The following is a 16,083-nucleotide window of genomic DNA, read 5'->3' on the forward strand; positions in this document are numbered from 1 at the left end:
TGTCAATCAATTTTGTTCAACATCTAAAAAAATAATTATACATTAGGTCTACTAATCGACTTAACCCTTCTTTGTGAAAACATACAAAAAGATTCTTCTTGTTCTAGCAGGATTACTTCTACTTGTAATTATTGGCGCAGCCTTATTTATCAACAGTCTTAAACCCGACTATGGAGGGGAAAAATCCCTTCCGGGTCTATCCTCCGAGGTAAAAACGTATTTTGACCCCTACGGAATCCCACATATTTATGCTGACAATGAGGCGGATGCCTTAAAAGCGCTTGGCTACGTGCACGCCCAGGACCGATTGTGGCAAATGGAGCTGTTGAGAAGAGTCGCCAAAGGAAGACTTTCTGAGGTGTTTGGCAAGGACATGGTCAAGACCGATAAGTTTTTTCTATCCCTTGGCATAGATGAGCAAACCCGTGAAACTTTACAGGGATTGGACAAAAGCAGTGAGCCCATTGTGCTTTCACAAGCCTATTTGGATGGAATCAATGCCTTTATAGAAGAAGGTCCCACCCCCATAGAGTTTTACTTGACCGGGATAGATAAAGAACCTTTTACCATTGAAGATGTGTACAATGCGGTCGGGTATATGGCCTTTAGTTTCGCCATGGCCCATAAAACAGACCCATTCCTAACCAGTCTTAGGAATAAATTGGGTGATGAGTACATGAAGGACTTGGCCATTGATTCCGATTCTTCCACCGTATGGATAAAAAACTACAAAGGTGAGTCCGTTGACACCTTGGGAACCCAAATTACCGCCAGTGTGGACAAGGCGTTGAAAAAACTGCCCATTCCCCAATTTGAAGGCAGCAATAGCTGGGTGATAGCGCCACAAAAAACCAAGAATGGCAAAGTCATCTTGGCAAACGACCCACATATTGGGTTTGCACAGCCATCCGTCTGGTACGAGGCACATGTAAGCACACCTACCTACGAAAAATATGGATATCATTTGGCAGGTGTTCCCTTTCCGTTATTGGGTCACGACCGAAAAATGGCGTATGGACTTACCATGTTCGAAAATGATGATATTGATTTTTACTATGAAGAAACCAATCCATCCGATAGCACACAATACAAAACAGCCGAAGGTTGGAAAACCTACCAATTAGTAAATAAGACCATAAAGGTTAAGGATGGTGAAGATGTGGCCTTTTCATACAAAAAAACACACCACGGTCCCGTGCTGAACAACATTGCGGACCAAATATCCGGTGAGCGGCCCATAAGCATGTCATGGATATATACTAAACCCAAGAATATGGTGATGCATGCGTTATATGGGCTTAGTCATGCCAAAAACATGGAAGAGTTTAAAAGTGCCCTGCCCAATATCCATGCACCGGGACTTAACGTAATGTATGGTGATGCCGAGGGCAATGTAGCTTGGTGGGCCACAGCCAAACTTTATCAAATGCCAGACAGTTTGTCCACCAAATTTGTGTTGGATGGAACATCTGGAAAAGAGGAGCCTTTGAGATATCTGGATTTTTCTGAGAATCCAATGGCGGAAAACCCACCATGGAATTACGTCTACTCGGCCAATAATCAGCCCGATTCCATTGCGGGAATATTATATCCCGGCTACTATTTGCCCGAAAACCGCGCCAAGCGCATAGTTCAGTTGTTGGATGCGAAAAACGACTGGGACAAGGAGTCCGTTTCTGAAATGATATTGGATGTCACCTCACCCGTAAATACGGAAGTGGTCACGGAACTCATCAAATTGTTTGATGTCACCAAAATGACCGAAGAACAGCTGGTTATGGTGGATTCCCTAAGAAATTGGAACGGCAAGTATTCCTTAACTAGCACTAGTCCTGCCTTGTACCATCGAAGCCTCTATTTTATGGTGAGGAACACGGTCGAGGACGAAATGGGCCCTGAAATGTTCAAACAGTTTTTGTCCACCCATTTATTCAAAAGACAAATTGCTTGGGGTGCTTCCATAGAGCGTTCCAAATGGTGGGACAATGTCAATACGCCCGATGTCGTGGAAACCAGACAGGATATGGTCATGGCTTCCTTTTCCGATGCATGGAATTCGTTGGTGGAAGATTTAGGACCCGACCCCAGCCAATGGACATGGGATAAACTGCATACGCTGGAGCATCCACACCCATTTGGGCAAGTGGAATCCTTACGAGGCTATTTCAACGTAGGTCCATTTCCTGTGGAAGGCACTCGAGAAGTAATCAACAACCTTGCTTTTCCCTATGACAGCACAGGTTTTTACAAAGTAAATTCGGGTCCATCCACTCGGAGGATCATCGATTTTTCCGATGTGGAGAACAGCATCAGCATCTTGCCCACGGGCCAGTCCGGAAATCCGTTCAGCGAGCATTATCAGGATCAAGCCCAGATGTACGTGAATGGGGAGTTCCGTAAAATGATGATGAACAAGCAGGAAATTGAAGAAACTGCATCATCCATTTTGATCTTTCGTTAACCCAAAAGGGGCATCCGTCAATTCAAAAGGGGCATCCGTCAATTGAGCACCTATTCTTGAACATAGATTGTTTACATTTTCAGTCTTTTTCAATTAGAAACAATTTATGCTCACAAAAGTTTACGGAAGTGCCGTTTTTGGCATAGAGGCCACCACCATCGTAGTGGAGGTCAATATCGACAAGGGAATCGGGTATCATTTGGTAGGATTGCCAGATAATGCCATCAAGGAAAGTAATTTTCGGATTGCCGCTGCCCTTCAGAACAACGATTACCGAATTCCCGGTAAAAAAATCACCATCAACATGGCTCCGGCCGATATGCGCAAGGAGGGTTCGGCCTACGATTTAACGCTGGCCATAGGAATCTTGGCAGCATCAGGACAAATCCGTTCGGAAAACATTGAAAACTATTTGATTATGGGAGAGCTTTCTTTGGACGGAAGCCTGCAACCCATTAAAGGCGCCCTTCCCATTGCAATTAAGGCCCAGCAAGAAGGTTTCGAAGGCTTTATCCTTCCCAAGGAAAATGCCAACGAAGCAGCCGTGGTGGACGGACTCAAGGTCTACGGCGTGGAAACCATTAAACAGGTGATTGATTTTTTTGATGCCGACCTTCCTTTGGAACAAACCGTGGTGGATACCCGAAAAACGTTTTACGAGCAACAGTACCTGCCAGAATTTGATTTTGCTGATGTGAAGGGACAGGAAAGCATAAAACGATGTATGGAAATTGCGGCTGCTGGCGGTCACAACATTATTTTGATAGGTCCCCCCGGAGCAGGGAAGACCATGCTGGCCAAGCGTTTACCGTCCATTTTGCCGCCCATGACCTTGCACGAGGCCTTGGAAACCACCAAAATACACAGTGTGGTAGGCAAAGTGAAAAACAAGGGATTGATGAGCCAGCGACCTTTCCGTAACCCGCACCATACCATAAGCAGTGCCGCCCTGGTGGGTGGGGGCAGTTATCCGCAGCCCGGTGAAATATCGTTGGCCCACAATGGAGTCCTGTTTTTGGATGAGCTCCCCGAGTTTGAACGACGCGTACTGGAAGTGATGCGACAACCGATGGAAGACAGGGAGGTCACCATAGCCCGCGCCCAATTTACGGTTACTTATCCCAGTAGTTTTATGCTGGTGGCCAGCATGAACCCCAGTCCAGGAGGATATTTCAATGACCCCGATGCCCCTGTGACATCATCACCCGCAGAAATGCAGCGGTATTTGGGCAAAATATCCGGCCCTTTGTTGGATAGGATAGATATTCACATTGAGGTCACCCCGGTCCCTTTCGATAAATTGTCCGAAGACAGGAGAGGGGAGAGCAGTGTCGTTATCCGAAAAAGAGTGGAAGCCGCCCGGGACATTCAGAACCAAAGGTTTGCCGCAATCGAGGGTATCCATTACAATGCCCAAATGGGGACCAAGCATATTCGGCAGTTTTGCAAATTGAACGATTCCTCCAAAAATCTTTTAAAGGAAGCCATGCAACGACTGAATCTATCTGCGAGGGCTTATGACAGAATCTTAAAAGTATCCCGCACCATTGCCGATTTGGAAGGGTTTTCTGAGGTAACTGAAAACCATATCTCGGAAGCGATACAGTATCGAAGTCTGGATAGGGAAGGGTGGCTGGGTTAAGCTAAACCTCAAATTGATGAAAAATGGGAATGCGAACATGGAAAATAAACCAAAGGTTTATCATCAAATTGATAAGGTTCGGGTCTTTTGTGGATAGATATGGCGTGATTACGTTAAATATTGCTTAAACCGCTGTTGATAAGACTTTTAAACAGTACTTTCGCCCCGTTTTTTTAAAATTTAGGGAACATGCAGTTTGTGGAGTTGAACCCAATGGGGAATTTTGACCCTTGGGAGCAGGAGAAGATAGATGAGTTGCTACATCAGGAAATCAAAGAATCGTTGAGCAATCGATTGGTTTTTGAAAATGAAGAGGTCAAGCTTTGGGATTTATGCCTTTTGCCCGGAGAACGTCTTAACTTTAGAAGGCACAATACCAATTACGGCTGGGTATGCACCACAGGAGGTTTGGTGATCACCCGTTACGGCAACGGTAAAATCGACATGATCAAATTAAACCCCGGGGATACCGAATATTTCGAAAATCGTGGCAAAAACTACGTCAACGATTTGGAAAACATTGGTGAGGCAACCGTAGTCATCAATATTTTGGAATACAAGGAAACCAAAAAAGAGAACAGATTTCAGTTTTCCAACTAAATGGCCTTGATGTTGGCTTTTAGTCCTTCTATGATTCCCATGATGTTCTCCACCGTTTCGTCCAAATAATATTTGATGGCCAAATGGGGAATCCGAACAGTGGTAAACCCATTTTTGAACGAATGCATGGCATCTTCAAGGTCGGCTATGGCCTGTTCGTGGGTGATCATGTTGTAGTTTTGGTCAATTTCAATGTTGAGCTTTACTCTGGAAATTGCTATATCCACAGATTTTTTTCCATCCCACCATTCCAGCATTGGAGATACACCGGCCTCCTTGAGGGCATAGAATAAATGAATGGCCTCAATTGGCGTATCATTGTTCAATATCACTCTTTTAATAAGCTTTGTATGTCTTTCGCAGAGGGTAACACCCAAAGATTCCTTGGAAGCTTTATATTGACGGGGGTCAAGGCCTTTGCCACAATCCTTACATATCATAGGTTTTAGTCAAGTTTAGGTCTCAATAAGATTTGGTATAACCATAACTTTCAGTTTTTCGAAATCGTATAAAAAATCGATGTACGACATCCCACTTTTAGACGAATGGCACTTTTTCGGATGAAATGCATGATTTGTCCATTTATACTTTTAATTTCAACCCACCAAAAACCAAACCATCCATGTTTAAAAAAATAGGCCCGGGAGTTCTTGTTGCAGCAGCCTTTGTTGGGCCAGGAACCATAACCATGTGCACGCTAGCAGGAGCAAGTTTTGGGTACGCTTTGCTGTGGGCTCTTTTGGTATCGGTAATAGCCACTATCGTGTTGCAGGGCATGGCCGGTAGGATTGGACTCATAACCCAAAGTGGCCTAGTGGACGTGGTTCGGGCAGAACTGCGAACACCTTGGATTCGAAATATGGTCATCGCCATAGTGCTCGGTGCCATTTTGGTGGGAAATGCTGCCTACGAAGCTGGAAATATCGGTGGTGCCACTTTAGGATTGGAGCAGTTGTTGCCCTATCCTTCGGTAAAACCTTTTTTGCCCGCCATTATAGGAGGAATAATTTTTATGCTACTATGGTGGAGCAATTATAAGATTTTGGAAAAAATATTCATGGGCTTGGTAGGCATTATGGGAGTAAGCTTTGTTATTTGTGCCATCATCACCCAACCATCGATTGGTGAAATTGTAAAGGGAATGTTCGTTCCTAAATTGCCTGAAAACGGATTGCTTACCGTAATTGCCCTGGTGGGGACTACGGTGGTTCCTTACAATCTCTTTTTGCATGCCTCTTTGGTAAAGGAAAAATGGAATTCGCAAAAAGATCTAAAAGCAGTGAATTGGGACACTCTTGTTTCCATAGGATTGGGCGGTTTGGTTTCTATGGCCATATTGGTGACTGCCGCCGCTGCACCCATCTCCGAAATCAACAATGCCTTGGATATGGCCAAGGCATTGGAGCCCTTATTTGGACAAATGGCATTTTTGTTCATGTCCATTGGGCTTTTGGCAGCGGGAATTACCTCGGCTATTACGGCCCCTTTGGCAGCCGCCTATGTGGCCAGTAGTTGCTTTGGCTGGGAAGGCGGAATGCAGCACAAAAAATTTAAAATGGTCTGGACCACGGTACTGCTTTGCGGGGTGGTGTTCCTTTCTTTTGATATTAAACCCATTGAGGTCATTCAATTTGCGCAAGTGGCCAACGGTATTTTGCTTCCCGTGATGGCCTTATTGCTCTTATGGGTGGTGAACAAAAAATCGGTGATGGGCGAACACCGAAACTCTGTCATCCAGAATGCATTTGGCATCGCCATCGTTGCTTTTGCCATTTTTCTCGGTGCAAAAAGTATATTAAAAGTGATAGGTTTGTTTTAAATGGATCAGTTTACCATAGATATCAATTGTGATGTAGGCGAAGGTGTAGGGAACGAAGCGCAGATTTTTCCGTACATCAGTTCGTGCAATATTGCTTGCGGCGGACATGCGGGGGATATGGAAACCATGCGCGGGATAGCTTCTTTGGCCAAGCAGCACGGACTTAAAGTCGGGGCGCATCCATCATATCCGGATAAAGCCAATTTTGGCAGAGAGGTCATGGATATTTCGAACGAAGATCTTATCCAAAGCATTCAATCCCAATTGGCAGATTTTGATGAGGTGTTAAATCAGGGAGAAATTACATTGCACCATATCAAAGCGCACGGTGCCTTGTACAATCAAACGGCGAAAGATAACCAACTGGCGATTGCCTATTTGGATGCCATTGCAGCATACAAAAACAAAGCCGTCCTGTATGTGCCTTTTGGTTCAGAAATAGCAAGAATAGCTCAAGAACAAGGGTTTCAAATTTGGTATGAAGCTTTTGCGGATCGAAACTATAATCCTGACCTGTCCCTAGTTTCCAGAAAAACGGAAAATGCCCTTATTGAGCAACCTGAGGCAGTCTTGCAACATATTCTTCCCATCATCAAAAAAGGGGAAGTTTCAACCGTTGATGGTGGACTTCGACAAATCAGTGCGGATACGTTGTGCATTCATGGCGATACGGTTTCTGCTTTGGATATATTGATGTATCTTTCAAGAGAATTACCTCAAAATCAGGTGAAAATAGCATAGTGAAAAGTTACCCCATCAGTATAAAGCCCTTTGGTGAACGCGCCGTTCTGGTAGAATGGCCCAAAGAGGTGAGTGAATCCATTTTGGCCGACATTCTCGATTTTATGGATGCGTTTAAAGAGCTGGAAATCCCCGGTTGGGAGATGTCCGTAGCCTATAATTCCTTGACCATGGTTTACAATCAGGACCATATCGATTTTGAGGAAACCAAAAAGATGATTGCGGAATGCCAAGAGCGTCAGGCCCAATCCAAAACAGAACGGATACAGCATTTATGGACACTGCCCGTTTGCTACGATTTGGAATTTGGAATGGACCTCGAAGATGCTTCCAAAACTTTGGGGCTTTCTCCCGAAGCGCTCATCGAACAGCATACTTCGCATCAATATGTGGTGTACGGCATCGGCTTTTTGCCCGGCTTTATGTATTTGGGCGGACTTCCTGCTTCTCTGGAAATCCCTCGCCGTGCCGAGCCAAGGTTAAAGGTTCCCAAAGGCTCGGTAGGACTTGCGAGCAAACAAACCGGAATTTATCCACAGGAATCGCCCGGCGGCTGGAACATTATCGGAAACTGTCCGGTGGATCTGTTCGACCCCAAAAAGGATGACCCTTGCTTTGTGAAGGTAGGGGACAAGATACAGTTTGAGCGTATTTCAAAAGCGGAATACAAACTGCATAAAATCGAGGGCGAAGTAGGTATATATGAACCCGAAAAAGTGGTGCTGAATGCTTAAAGTATTGAAACCTGGCCTCTATTTGACCATCCAAGACCTTGGAAGGTTCGGACACCGGGATATTGGTGTGCCCATAGCTGGGGCCATGGATGTGAAATCGGTGAAGAAGGCAAACCTTTTGTTGGAGAACGATGAGAACGATGCGGTTTTGGAAATTACCATGACGGGTCCGACCCTTCAATTTGATACTGATACGTATATTAGTATGTCCGGTGCTCATATCGCCGCTACCCTTAACAATGAACCTGTTGATACCTACACCGTAATCAAAGTGGGCAAGGGCGATATTTTGTCCTACGGTCGTCTGGAGAAGGGTTTCAGGGGATATTTGGCCGTGAAAGGAGGTTTTCAAACGGAAAAACTGCTCCACAGTCGTTCACAGTTTTATCCTGTTACCAAGTCGGCCCGACTTAAAGATGGCGATGAGGTCCCGTACAAGGAAACCAAGTCCTACGAACCCAAAATATCGGAAGTCAAGATTGAAGAGCATTTTGAAAGCAATGTTCTCAAGGTGTACAAAGGTCCCGAGTTTTCGTTGCTTTCGGACGGGCAGTTGACCGAGATCTTTACCAAAACCTATCATGTTTCCAAGGAAAACAATCGAATGGCCTATCAAATTTCGGAGCTCATCGCAGGACATTCGCATACCATGCTTACTTCCGGGACCTTGCCGGGCACTATCCAGCTTACGCCAGCAGGCCGTATGATCATTTTGATGAAGGATGGTCAAACCACCGGCGGTTACCCACGTATTTTGCAACTCTCAGAAGCGTCCATTTCCATTTTGGCCCAAAAGAAGTACGGGGATGAATTGCGGTTTAAACTGATTTAAAAAAATCTCCAAGGCCTTCGTACCAAAGACAATTATTTTTTGTACCCTTGGTGTATGAAAAGAAATAACCAAGTCATCGTAGCTGTCATTATTATTCCCAAAACGGGGTGATACGGACTTGCTATTGACTTAAAAGGCCTGTATCCTACACGATACAGGCCTTTTTTATTTCCAAGAAAATTAATTGAATGTTGGATTTTTAAACCATCTAAAAGTTTGAAAAACAGTAATTTATGTATATTATGTTTCCAGTGGATTTAAACAGCGAACAACTGTTAAAAATCTAGGGCTTTTTAAACATATATCTTTGAATTACTGCATTTATTCAGGAGAATGTGGTATTTGAATGAATTTTTACAATGGAATTGAACAAGTTTAGTAAAAAAGTGACACAAGACCCAACGCTGCCAGCGGCCCAGGCTATGTTGCATGCGATTGGATTGACAGATGAAGATTTACAAAAACCTTTAATCGGGATTGCGAGTACAGGTTACGAAGGAAACCCCTGTAATATGCACCTAAATGATTTGGCCCTAGATGTGAAAAAAGGGGTAGAGTCCTCCAATTTGGTCGGTCTTATCTTCAATACCATTGGGGTTAGCGATGGGATATCAAACGGAACTCCAGGTATGCGGTATTCGCTGCCATCAAGGGATATTATTGCCGATTCCATTGAAACCGTAATCCATGCCATGAGCTATGACGGCTTGGTCACCGTGGTGGGATGCGATAAAAACATGCCGGGAGCCTTAATGGCGCAATTGCGTTTGAACCGCCCATCCATTTTGGTATACGGGGGAACCATTGCTCCGGGATGCCACAATAACAAAAAATTGGATATTATCTCGGCTTTTGAAGCTTATGGACAAAAAGTGGCCGGTGCCATAGATGAAAAGGAATATAAGGAGGTCATCCACAAGGCATGCCCGGGTGCTGGAGCTTGTGGCGGTATGTACACCGCAAACACCATGGCGTCGGCAATAGAAGCCATGGGGATGTCCATGCCCTTCAACTCATCCATTCCAGCGGTGAACGATAAAAAACAGGCGGATTGCGAAGCTGCAGGAGCGGCGCTCTACCATTTGCTCAAAGAAGATATCAAGCCAAGGGATATTGTTACCAAAAAGTCATTGGAAAATGCCTTTAGGTTGGTTACCGTACTTGGGGGTTCCACCAATGCAGTGCTTCACTTTATGGCCATTGCCCACGCCGCGGAAGTGGATTTCTCTTTGGAGGATATCACACGCATCAGTGAGTCTACGCCTTTATTGGCTGATCTAAAACCCAGTGGCAAATATTTGATGGAAGACCTGCATAATGTTGGAGGGGTGCCTGCCGTACTAAAATATATGTTGAAGGAAGGGATGTTGCATGGGGACTGTATGACCGTTACGGGAAAAACCTTGGCCGAAAACCTATTGGATGTTCCCGATTTGGCCGAAGGGCAGGACATTATCCGAAAAAAAGAACAACCTATTAAGGAAACCGGACATATTCGCATTTTGACCGGGAACATCGCCACAGAAGGCGCCGTTGCCAAGATTACGGGTAAAGAAGGACTTGAATTTACGGGAACCGCCCGCGTATTTGATAGCGAGGTCGCGGTGAACGAAGGCATCCATAACGGCAAAGTGCAAAAAGGCGATGTGGTGGTCATTCGCTATGAAGGACCAAAAGGAGCACCAGGTATGCCCGAGATGTTGAAGCCTACATCCGCCATTATGGGAGCGGGACTTGGAAAGGATGTAGCCTTGATTACCGATGGTCGATTCTCCGGTGGTTCACACGGATTTGTGGTGGGCCACGTATCGCCCGAAGCCCAGGTAGGAGGCGGTATTGCCTTGGTAAAAGATGGTGATGAAATTACCATCGATGCCGTGAAGAATACCATTAATGTGAATATTTCGGACGAAGAGCTCGAAAAAAGAAGAAAGGAATGGAAGCAACCTGAATTGAAGGTCAAATCAGGAAGCTTGTACAAATATGCCAAAACGGTATCATCCGCAGCAAAAGGCTGTGTTACCGATTTGTTCTAACAATTACAAAAGGGGTATCTCCCTAAATTAAGGCTTATGGAGACATTGAAAGCACAAAAAAAAGATAGCAAAACACAAAATAGTATCCGAATAACAGGAGCAGAAGCCATCATTCACTGTTTGCTTGCTGAAGGAGTCGATTTAATATACGGTTATCCCGGTGGGGCCATTATGCCTGTTTATGACGAGCTATATAAGTTTCAGGATAAATTGACGCATATTTTGACCCGTCACGAACAAGGGGCCACCCATGCTGCCCAAGGCTATGCAAGGGTGACAGGCAGGGTAGGTGTGGCCATGGCTACATCGGGTCCTGGAGCCACTAATTTGGTGACAGGGTTGGCCGATGCACAGATTGATTCTACCCCCATGGTTTGCATTACCGGACAGGTGACACGAAGCCTTTTAGGTTCCGATGCCTTCCAAGAAACCGATATTGTGGGGATTTCGACCCCGGTGACCAAATGGAATTACCAAATCACTCGTGTGGAAGAGATTCCAGAAATCATGGCGAAGGCATTTTACATTGCCAAGTCGGGAAGGCCTGGACCTGTTTTGGTGGATATCACCAAGAACGCCCAGTTCGATGAGCTTGATTTTGTGTACGAAAAATGTACCAAGGTGAGAAGCTACAAACCCGTTCCCACTCCTGAAGCTGGTAGCTTGGAGAAAGCAGCAGAACTCATCAATAGTGCCAAAAAACCATTTATCGTATTTGGGCAAGGGGTGATTTTGGGCGAAGCGGAGGCAGAGCTCAAAGCCTTCGTGGAAAAAACGGGAATTCCTGCGGCTTGGACCATTCTTGGTCTTTCGGCCATGGATACCGACCATCCATTGAACGTAGGCATGGTGGGAATGCACGGCAATTATGGGCCTAATCTACTCACAAACGAATGCGATGTGCTGATTGCCATTGGAATGCGTTTTGATGACCGGGTGACCGGTAATTTGGATACCTACGCCAAACAGGCCAAGGTCATTCATTTTGAGATAGACCCCGCAGAAGTCAATAAAAACGTAAAGGTAGATGTAGCGGTTTTGGGAAATTCCAAAGAAACATTGCGCGATATCCTCCCTTTGGTGGATAAAAAAGAACACAGCGCATGGAAGGCGGAGTTTGATAAAATGTATCAAATCGAATATGATGCCCTGATTGATAAGGACATTCACCCGACCAAGGAAGGGTTGACCATGGGCGAGGTCATTGAGCAAATCAATTTGGCCTCCGGCCACAAAGCGGTGATGGTCTCCGATGTTGGTCAGCATCAAATGATCGCTTGCCGTTACGCCAAGTTTAAACAATCTAAGAGTAATATTACCTCCGGAGGTCTGGGCACCATGGGATTTGGGCTTCCAGCGGCCATTGGGGCCAAAATGGGCGCCATGGACCGCGAAGTGGTTGCCATTATCGGTGATGGAGGCTATCAAATGACGATTCAGGAACTAGGAGTTATTTTTCAGCACAATGTACCCGTTAAAATTGTGGTACTGAACAATGATCACTTGGGCATGGTGCGCCAATGGCAAGAACTATTCTTTGATAGGCGTTACGCATCCACCGTCATGACCAACCCCGATTTTGTGAAGATTGCCGAAGGCTATCATATTCAGGCCAGAAGAGTGACCGAAAGGGGAGACCTTCAAGAAGCGGTGCAAGAGATGATGGCATCCAAAAATCCATATTTCTTGGAAGTAAAAGTGGAGAAAGAGGACAATGTGTTCCCGATGATTCCATCAGGCGCATCGGTTTCGGACATCAGATTGAAGTAAAAATGAATAGAAAAGGAAACTTGTAGGGTGATGGTTTATCAAACCCAACAAGTCACAAAGCATATCAAAACACTATGGAAAAACAATGGTATACCATCTCGGCATATTCCGAAAATCATGTGGGATTGCTCAATAGGATATCGGGAATATTCTTAAAGCGACATATCAATATAGAAAGTTTAAATGTCTCAAAATCAGAGATTGAAGGTGTTTCTAAGTTCACGATTGTGGTTTTTACCACCGAGGAGTGGACACGGAAAATCGTTGGTCAGATAGAAAAGCAGGTGGAGGTCATTAAGGCCTATTATCACACCGATGACGAGACCATCTATCAGGAATCGGCACTGTTCAAAATTGCTTCGCATTTGTTGTTCGATGAACGACAGATACAAAACATCATCAAAGAAAGCCATTCGCAGATCGTGACCGTAAACCGGGAGTTTTTTGCGTTGGCCAAAACAGGGCGTCGGCACGAAATAGATGAAATGCACGAAGCATTGGAGCCTTATGGCATCCTTCAATTTGTTCGTTCCGGCCGAATTGCGGTCACCAAGGCCACGATGCCCATTAGCGAAATGTTGCAAGAATTTCAAGAAAACTAAATAGCGTAAAATCAAATATTTAAAATGGCAAATTACTTTAACACACTATCACTTCGTGAACAACTGACACAGTTGGGAAAATGTAGATTTATGGATTCCAGCGAGTTCGCTGATGGTGTTACCGCATTAAAAGGAAAGAAAATTGTAATCGTGGGGTGTGGTGCCCAAGGATTGAACCAAGGGTTGAACATGCGCGACTCTGGACTGGATATCTCTTACGCCCTTCGGCCAGCAGCTATCAAGGAACAACGTCAATCCTACAAAAACGCAAAGGAAAACAACTTTACGGTAGGAACGTATGAAGAATTGATTCCGACTGCCGATTTGGTCATTAACCTGACACCAGATAAACAACATACCAATGTGGTAAGCACAGTAATGCCTTTGATGAAGCAAGGCGCCACCTTGTCCTATTCGCATGGTTTCAATATCGTGGAAGAGGGAATGCAAGTGCGCGAAGACCTTACCGTAATCATGGTTGCGCCCAAAAGTCCAGGTTCCGAAGTGCGTGAAGAGTACAAAAGAGGATTTGGCGTACCTACCTTGATTGCCGTTCACCCGGAAAACGACCCGGAAGGAAAAGGGTTGGAACAAGCAAAGGCCTACGCTGCGGCAACAGGAGGTGACAAAGCTGGTGTGTTGGAATCATCATTTGTGGCAGAAGTAAAGTCGGATTTGATGGGAGAACAGACCATTCTTTGTGGTTTGTTGCAAACAGGTTCTATTCTTTCCTTCAACAAAATGGTGGAAAAAGGTATCGATGAAGCCTATGCCTCCAAATTGATTCAGTATGGATGGGAAACCATCACCGAAGGATTGAAGCAGGGTGGAATCACAAACATGATGGATCGTTTGTCGAATCCCGCCAAGATCAAGGCCTTTGATTTGGCCGAAGAATTGAAGGAAATCATGCGACCCTTGTTCCAAAAGCACATGGACGACATTATGAGCGGCCATTTCTCCAAAACCATGATGGAAGATTGGGACAATGGCGATAAAAACCTATTGGATTGGAGAGCTGCAACGGGAGAGACCGCTTTTGAAAAAACACCTGCTGGGGATATGAATATTTCCGAGCAGGAATATTATGACAATGGGGTATTGATGGTCGCTTTTGTAAAATCTGGGGTGGAATTGGCCTATGAAACCATGACCGAATCCGGAATCATTGGAGAGTCGGCCTACTACGAATCGCTGCACGAAACACCATTGATCGCAAACACTATTGCCAGAAAGAAATTGTTCGAAATGAACAGGGTCATTTCCGATACCGCGGAATACGGCTGTTACTTGTTCGACCATGCTTGTAAGCCGTTATTGGCAGATTTTATGAAGAAAGTGGACACTGATATCATTGGCAAACACTTTGGCGAAGGAAAAGATACAGGGGTGGACAACGTTCGGCTGATTGCAGTGAACAAGGCCATCCGTGAGCATGATGTGGAAGTGGTCGGTGCCAGATTACGCGCCTCCATGACTGCCATGAAGCCCATAGGATAACAAAACCATTGGTCCCATGAGCGAAACTGTGGAAACATACTTTCCGCAAATAGCGGATATTTATCAAGCGGCAAAGACCATTGCCCAGGTGGCAGAGGTAACCCCTTTGCAGCAAAGTATCCGCTATTCCAAATCCCATGGGGCCAATATTCTTCTCAAGCGTGAGGATTTACATCGCGTACGAAGCTACAAGATTCGTGGTGCGTACAACAAGATCAGTTCACTTAGTAAACAACAACTGGAGAGCGGAGTAGTTTGCGCGAGTGCTGGAAATCACGCGCAGGGCGTTGCATTTGCCTGTAGCCATTTGCAGGTGAAAGGAACCATATATATGCCCGTGGTGACTCCAAAACAGAAAATTGACCAGACCAAGATGTTTGGAGGGGAATGGGTGGATGTGGTTCTGGAAGGGGATACGTTTGACGATTCCAAGAAGGCGGCCGAATTGTTTTGTGAGCAAGAAGGCAAAACCTTTGTGCATCCGTTTGATGACGAAAAAACCATAGAAGGACAAGCCACTGTTGGCTTGGAAATGTTGCAACAGTCACATGTACCTATCGATTATGTGTTTGTGGCCGTTGGGGGTGGTGGATTGGCATCCGGGCTTTGCGGAACGTTCCAGGCCTTATCGCCAAACACCAAAATTATAGGGGTAGAGCCCGAAGGAGCCCCGTCCATGATAAGATCCATGGAACAAGGGGAGTTGGTGGAGCTGGAAAACATCGATAAGTTTATTGATGGAGCGGCAGTACAAAAAGTAGGTTCGTTGACCTATCCTATTTGCAGGGATTACCTACACAAAATGGTAACTGTTCCCGAAGGGAAGGTGTGCCAGACCATCTTGGACCTTTACAATAGGGATGCCATTGTGGTGGAGCCCGCTGGAGCACTCACCATTGCTGCTTTGGATGATTTCAAGGAAGAAATCAAGGGCAAAAATGTGGTTTGTGTGGTAAGCGGAAGCAATAACGATATTACCCGAACGGCCGAAATCAAGGAAAGGGCCTTGCTCTACGCCCAATTGAAGCATTATTTTATTGTGAGGTTTCCCCAGCGACCCGGCGCGTTGAAGGAATTTGTGGTCGATATTTTGGGCCCCAACGACGATATCACGCACTTTGAGTATTCCAAAAAGTCAAGTAGGGAAAATGCCCCGGCGATTGTAGGGGTAGAGCTAAAATCCCCAGAAGATCTTGAACCCTTAATGCAGCGGATGAAAGACAATAACTTCTTTGGGGATTACCTGAACAACAAGCCTGATCTTTTTCAATATTTGGTGTGATGCCACCAACATTTTCAAGCATCATTATGATAAAGTTTGGTTTCCTTTCCAACACTAAGGGTTT

13 protein-coding genes are annotated in these 16,083 nt (G+C 45.2%); 12 read left to right on the forward strand and 1 reads right to left on the reverse strand.

Features of this window, described 5'->3' with window-relative positions; genetic code table 11:
• Positions 1 to 73 precede the first annotated feature (73 nt).
• The 3 genes from RBB12_RS07730 to RBB12_RS07740 all read left to right on the forward strand — a co-directional run bounded on the left by RBB12_RS07730 (position 74) and on the right by RBB12_RS07740 (position 4,703).
• Entirely contained in the window at positions 74 to 2,461 is a 2,388-nt protein-coding gene (locus RBB12_RS07730; RefSeq protein WP_306013009.1) for a penicillin acylase family protein, read from the forward strand.
• Between the two features lie 106 nt (positions 2,462 to 2,567).
• Positions 2,568 to 4,103 carry a YifB family Mg chelatase-like AAA ATPase gene (locus RBB12_RS07735; protein WP_306013008.1) on the forward strand — a complete coding sequence of 512 codons (1,536 nt, stop codon included), beginning with the start codon at positions 2,568 to 2,570 and terminating at the stop codon, positions 4,101 to 4,103.
• A 189-nt stretch (positions 4,104 to 4,292) separates the two neighbouring features.
• A complete protein-coding gene (locus RBB12_RS07740; RefSeq protein WP_179383820.1) occupies positions 4,293 to 4,703 on the forward strand; it encodes a hypothetical protein in 411 nt (136 codons plus the stop codon).
• Here the strand turns inward: RBB12_RS07740 and RBB12_RS07745 are convergent.
• Entirely contained in the window at positions 4,700 to 5,143 is a 444-nt protein-coding gene (locus tag RBB12_RS07745) for a hypothetical protein (RefSeq protein WP_306013007.1), read from the reverse strand. The two genes, RBB12_RS07740 and RBB12_RS07745, sit on opposite strands and share 4 nt — an antisense overlap.
• A 182-nt stretch (positions 5,144 to 5,325) precedes the next feature.
• Between RBB12_RS07745 and RBB12_RS07750 the strand changes: the two genes are divergently transcribed.
• The 9 genes from RBB12_RS07750 to ilvA all read left to right on the forward strand — a co-directional run bounded on the left by RBB12_RS07750 (position 5,326) and on the right by ilvA (position 16,019).
• Complete coding sequence (locus RBB12_RS07750; RefSeq protein WP_306013006.1) at positions 5,326 to 6,522, forward strand: Nramp family divalent metal transporter; 1,197 nt, start codon at positions 5,326 to 5,328, stop codon at positions 6,520 to 6,522.
• Positions 6,523 to 7,263 carry a 5-oxoprolinase subunit PxpA gene (gene pxpA / locus RBB12_RS07755; protein WP_306013005.1) on the forward strand — a complete coding sequence of 247 codons (741 nt, stop codon included), beginning with the start codon at positions 6,523 to 6,525 and terminating at the stop codon, positions 7,261 to 7,263.
• Positions 7,263 to 7,997, forward strand: a complete 735-nt coding sequence (gene pxpB / locus RBB12_RS07760; RefSeq protein WP_293287812.1) for a 5-oxoprolinase subunit PxpB — start codon at positions 7,263 to 7,265, stop codon at positions 7,995 to 7,997. Before pxpA ends, pxpB begins: the two co-directional genes overlap by 1 nt.
• Positions 7,990 to 8,829, forward strand: coding sequence for a biotin-dependent carboxyltransferase family protein (locus RBB12_RS07765; protein WP_306013004.1), 840 nt, complete (start codon positions 7,990 to 7,992; stop codon positions 8,827 to 8,829). Before pxpB ends, RBB12_RS07765 begins: the two co-directional genes overlap by 8 nt.
• 359 nt (positions 8,830 to 9,188) lie before the next feature.
• Positions 9,189 to 10,865, forward strand: coding sequence for a dihydroxy-acid dehydratase (ilvD, locus tag RBB12_RS07770; protein ID WP_293287816.1), 1,677 nt, complete (start codon positions 9,189 to 9,191; stop codon positions 10,863 to 10,865).
• 36 nt (positions 10,866 to 10,901) lie between these two features.
• A complete protein-coding gene (gene ilvB / locus RBB12_RS07775) occupies positions 10,902 to 12,635 on the forward strand; it encodes a biosynthetic-type acetolactate synthase large subunit (RefSeq protein ID WP_306013003.1) in 1,734 nt (577 codons plus the stop codon).
• A gap of 74 nt (positions 12,636 to 12,709) precedes the next feature.
• Entirely contained in the window at positions 12,710 to 13,237 is a 528-nt protein-coding gene (ilvN, locus tag RBB12_RS07780; RefSeq protein WP_179383812.1) for an acetolactate synthase small subunit, read from the forward strand.
• A 24-nt stretch (positions 13,238 to 13,261) separates the two neighbouring features.
• Entirely contained in the window at positions 13,262 to 14,737 is a 1,476-nt protein-coding gene (ilvC, locus tag RBB12_RS07785; RefSeq protein ID WP_306013002.1) for a ketol-acid reductoisomerase, read from the forward strand.
• A 16-nt stretch (positions 14,738 to 14,753) separates the two neighbouring features.
• The gene (gene ilvA / locus RBB12_RS07790; protein ID WP_306013001.1) at positions 14,754 to 16,019 is read left to right on the forward strand and encodes a threonine ammonia-lyase IlvA; all 1,266 of its coding nucleotides are present in this window, start codon (positions 14,754 to 14,756) and stop codon (positions 16,017 to 16,019) included.
• Positions 16,020 to 16,083: the final 64 nt, after the last annotated feature.

Source organism: Allomuricauda sp. MMSF_3307 (assembly GCF_030733585.1).
Classification (GTDB): domain Bacteria; phylum Bacteroidota; class Bacteroidia; order Flavobacteriales; family Flavobacteriaceae; genus Flagellimonas.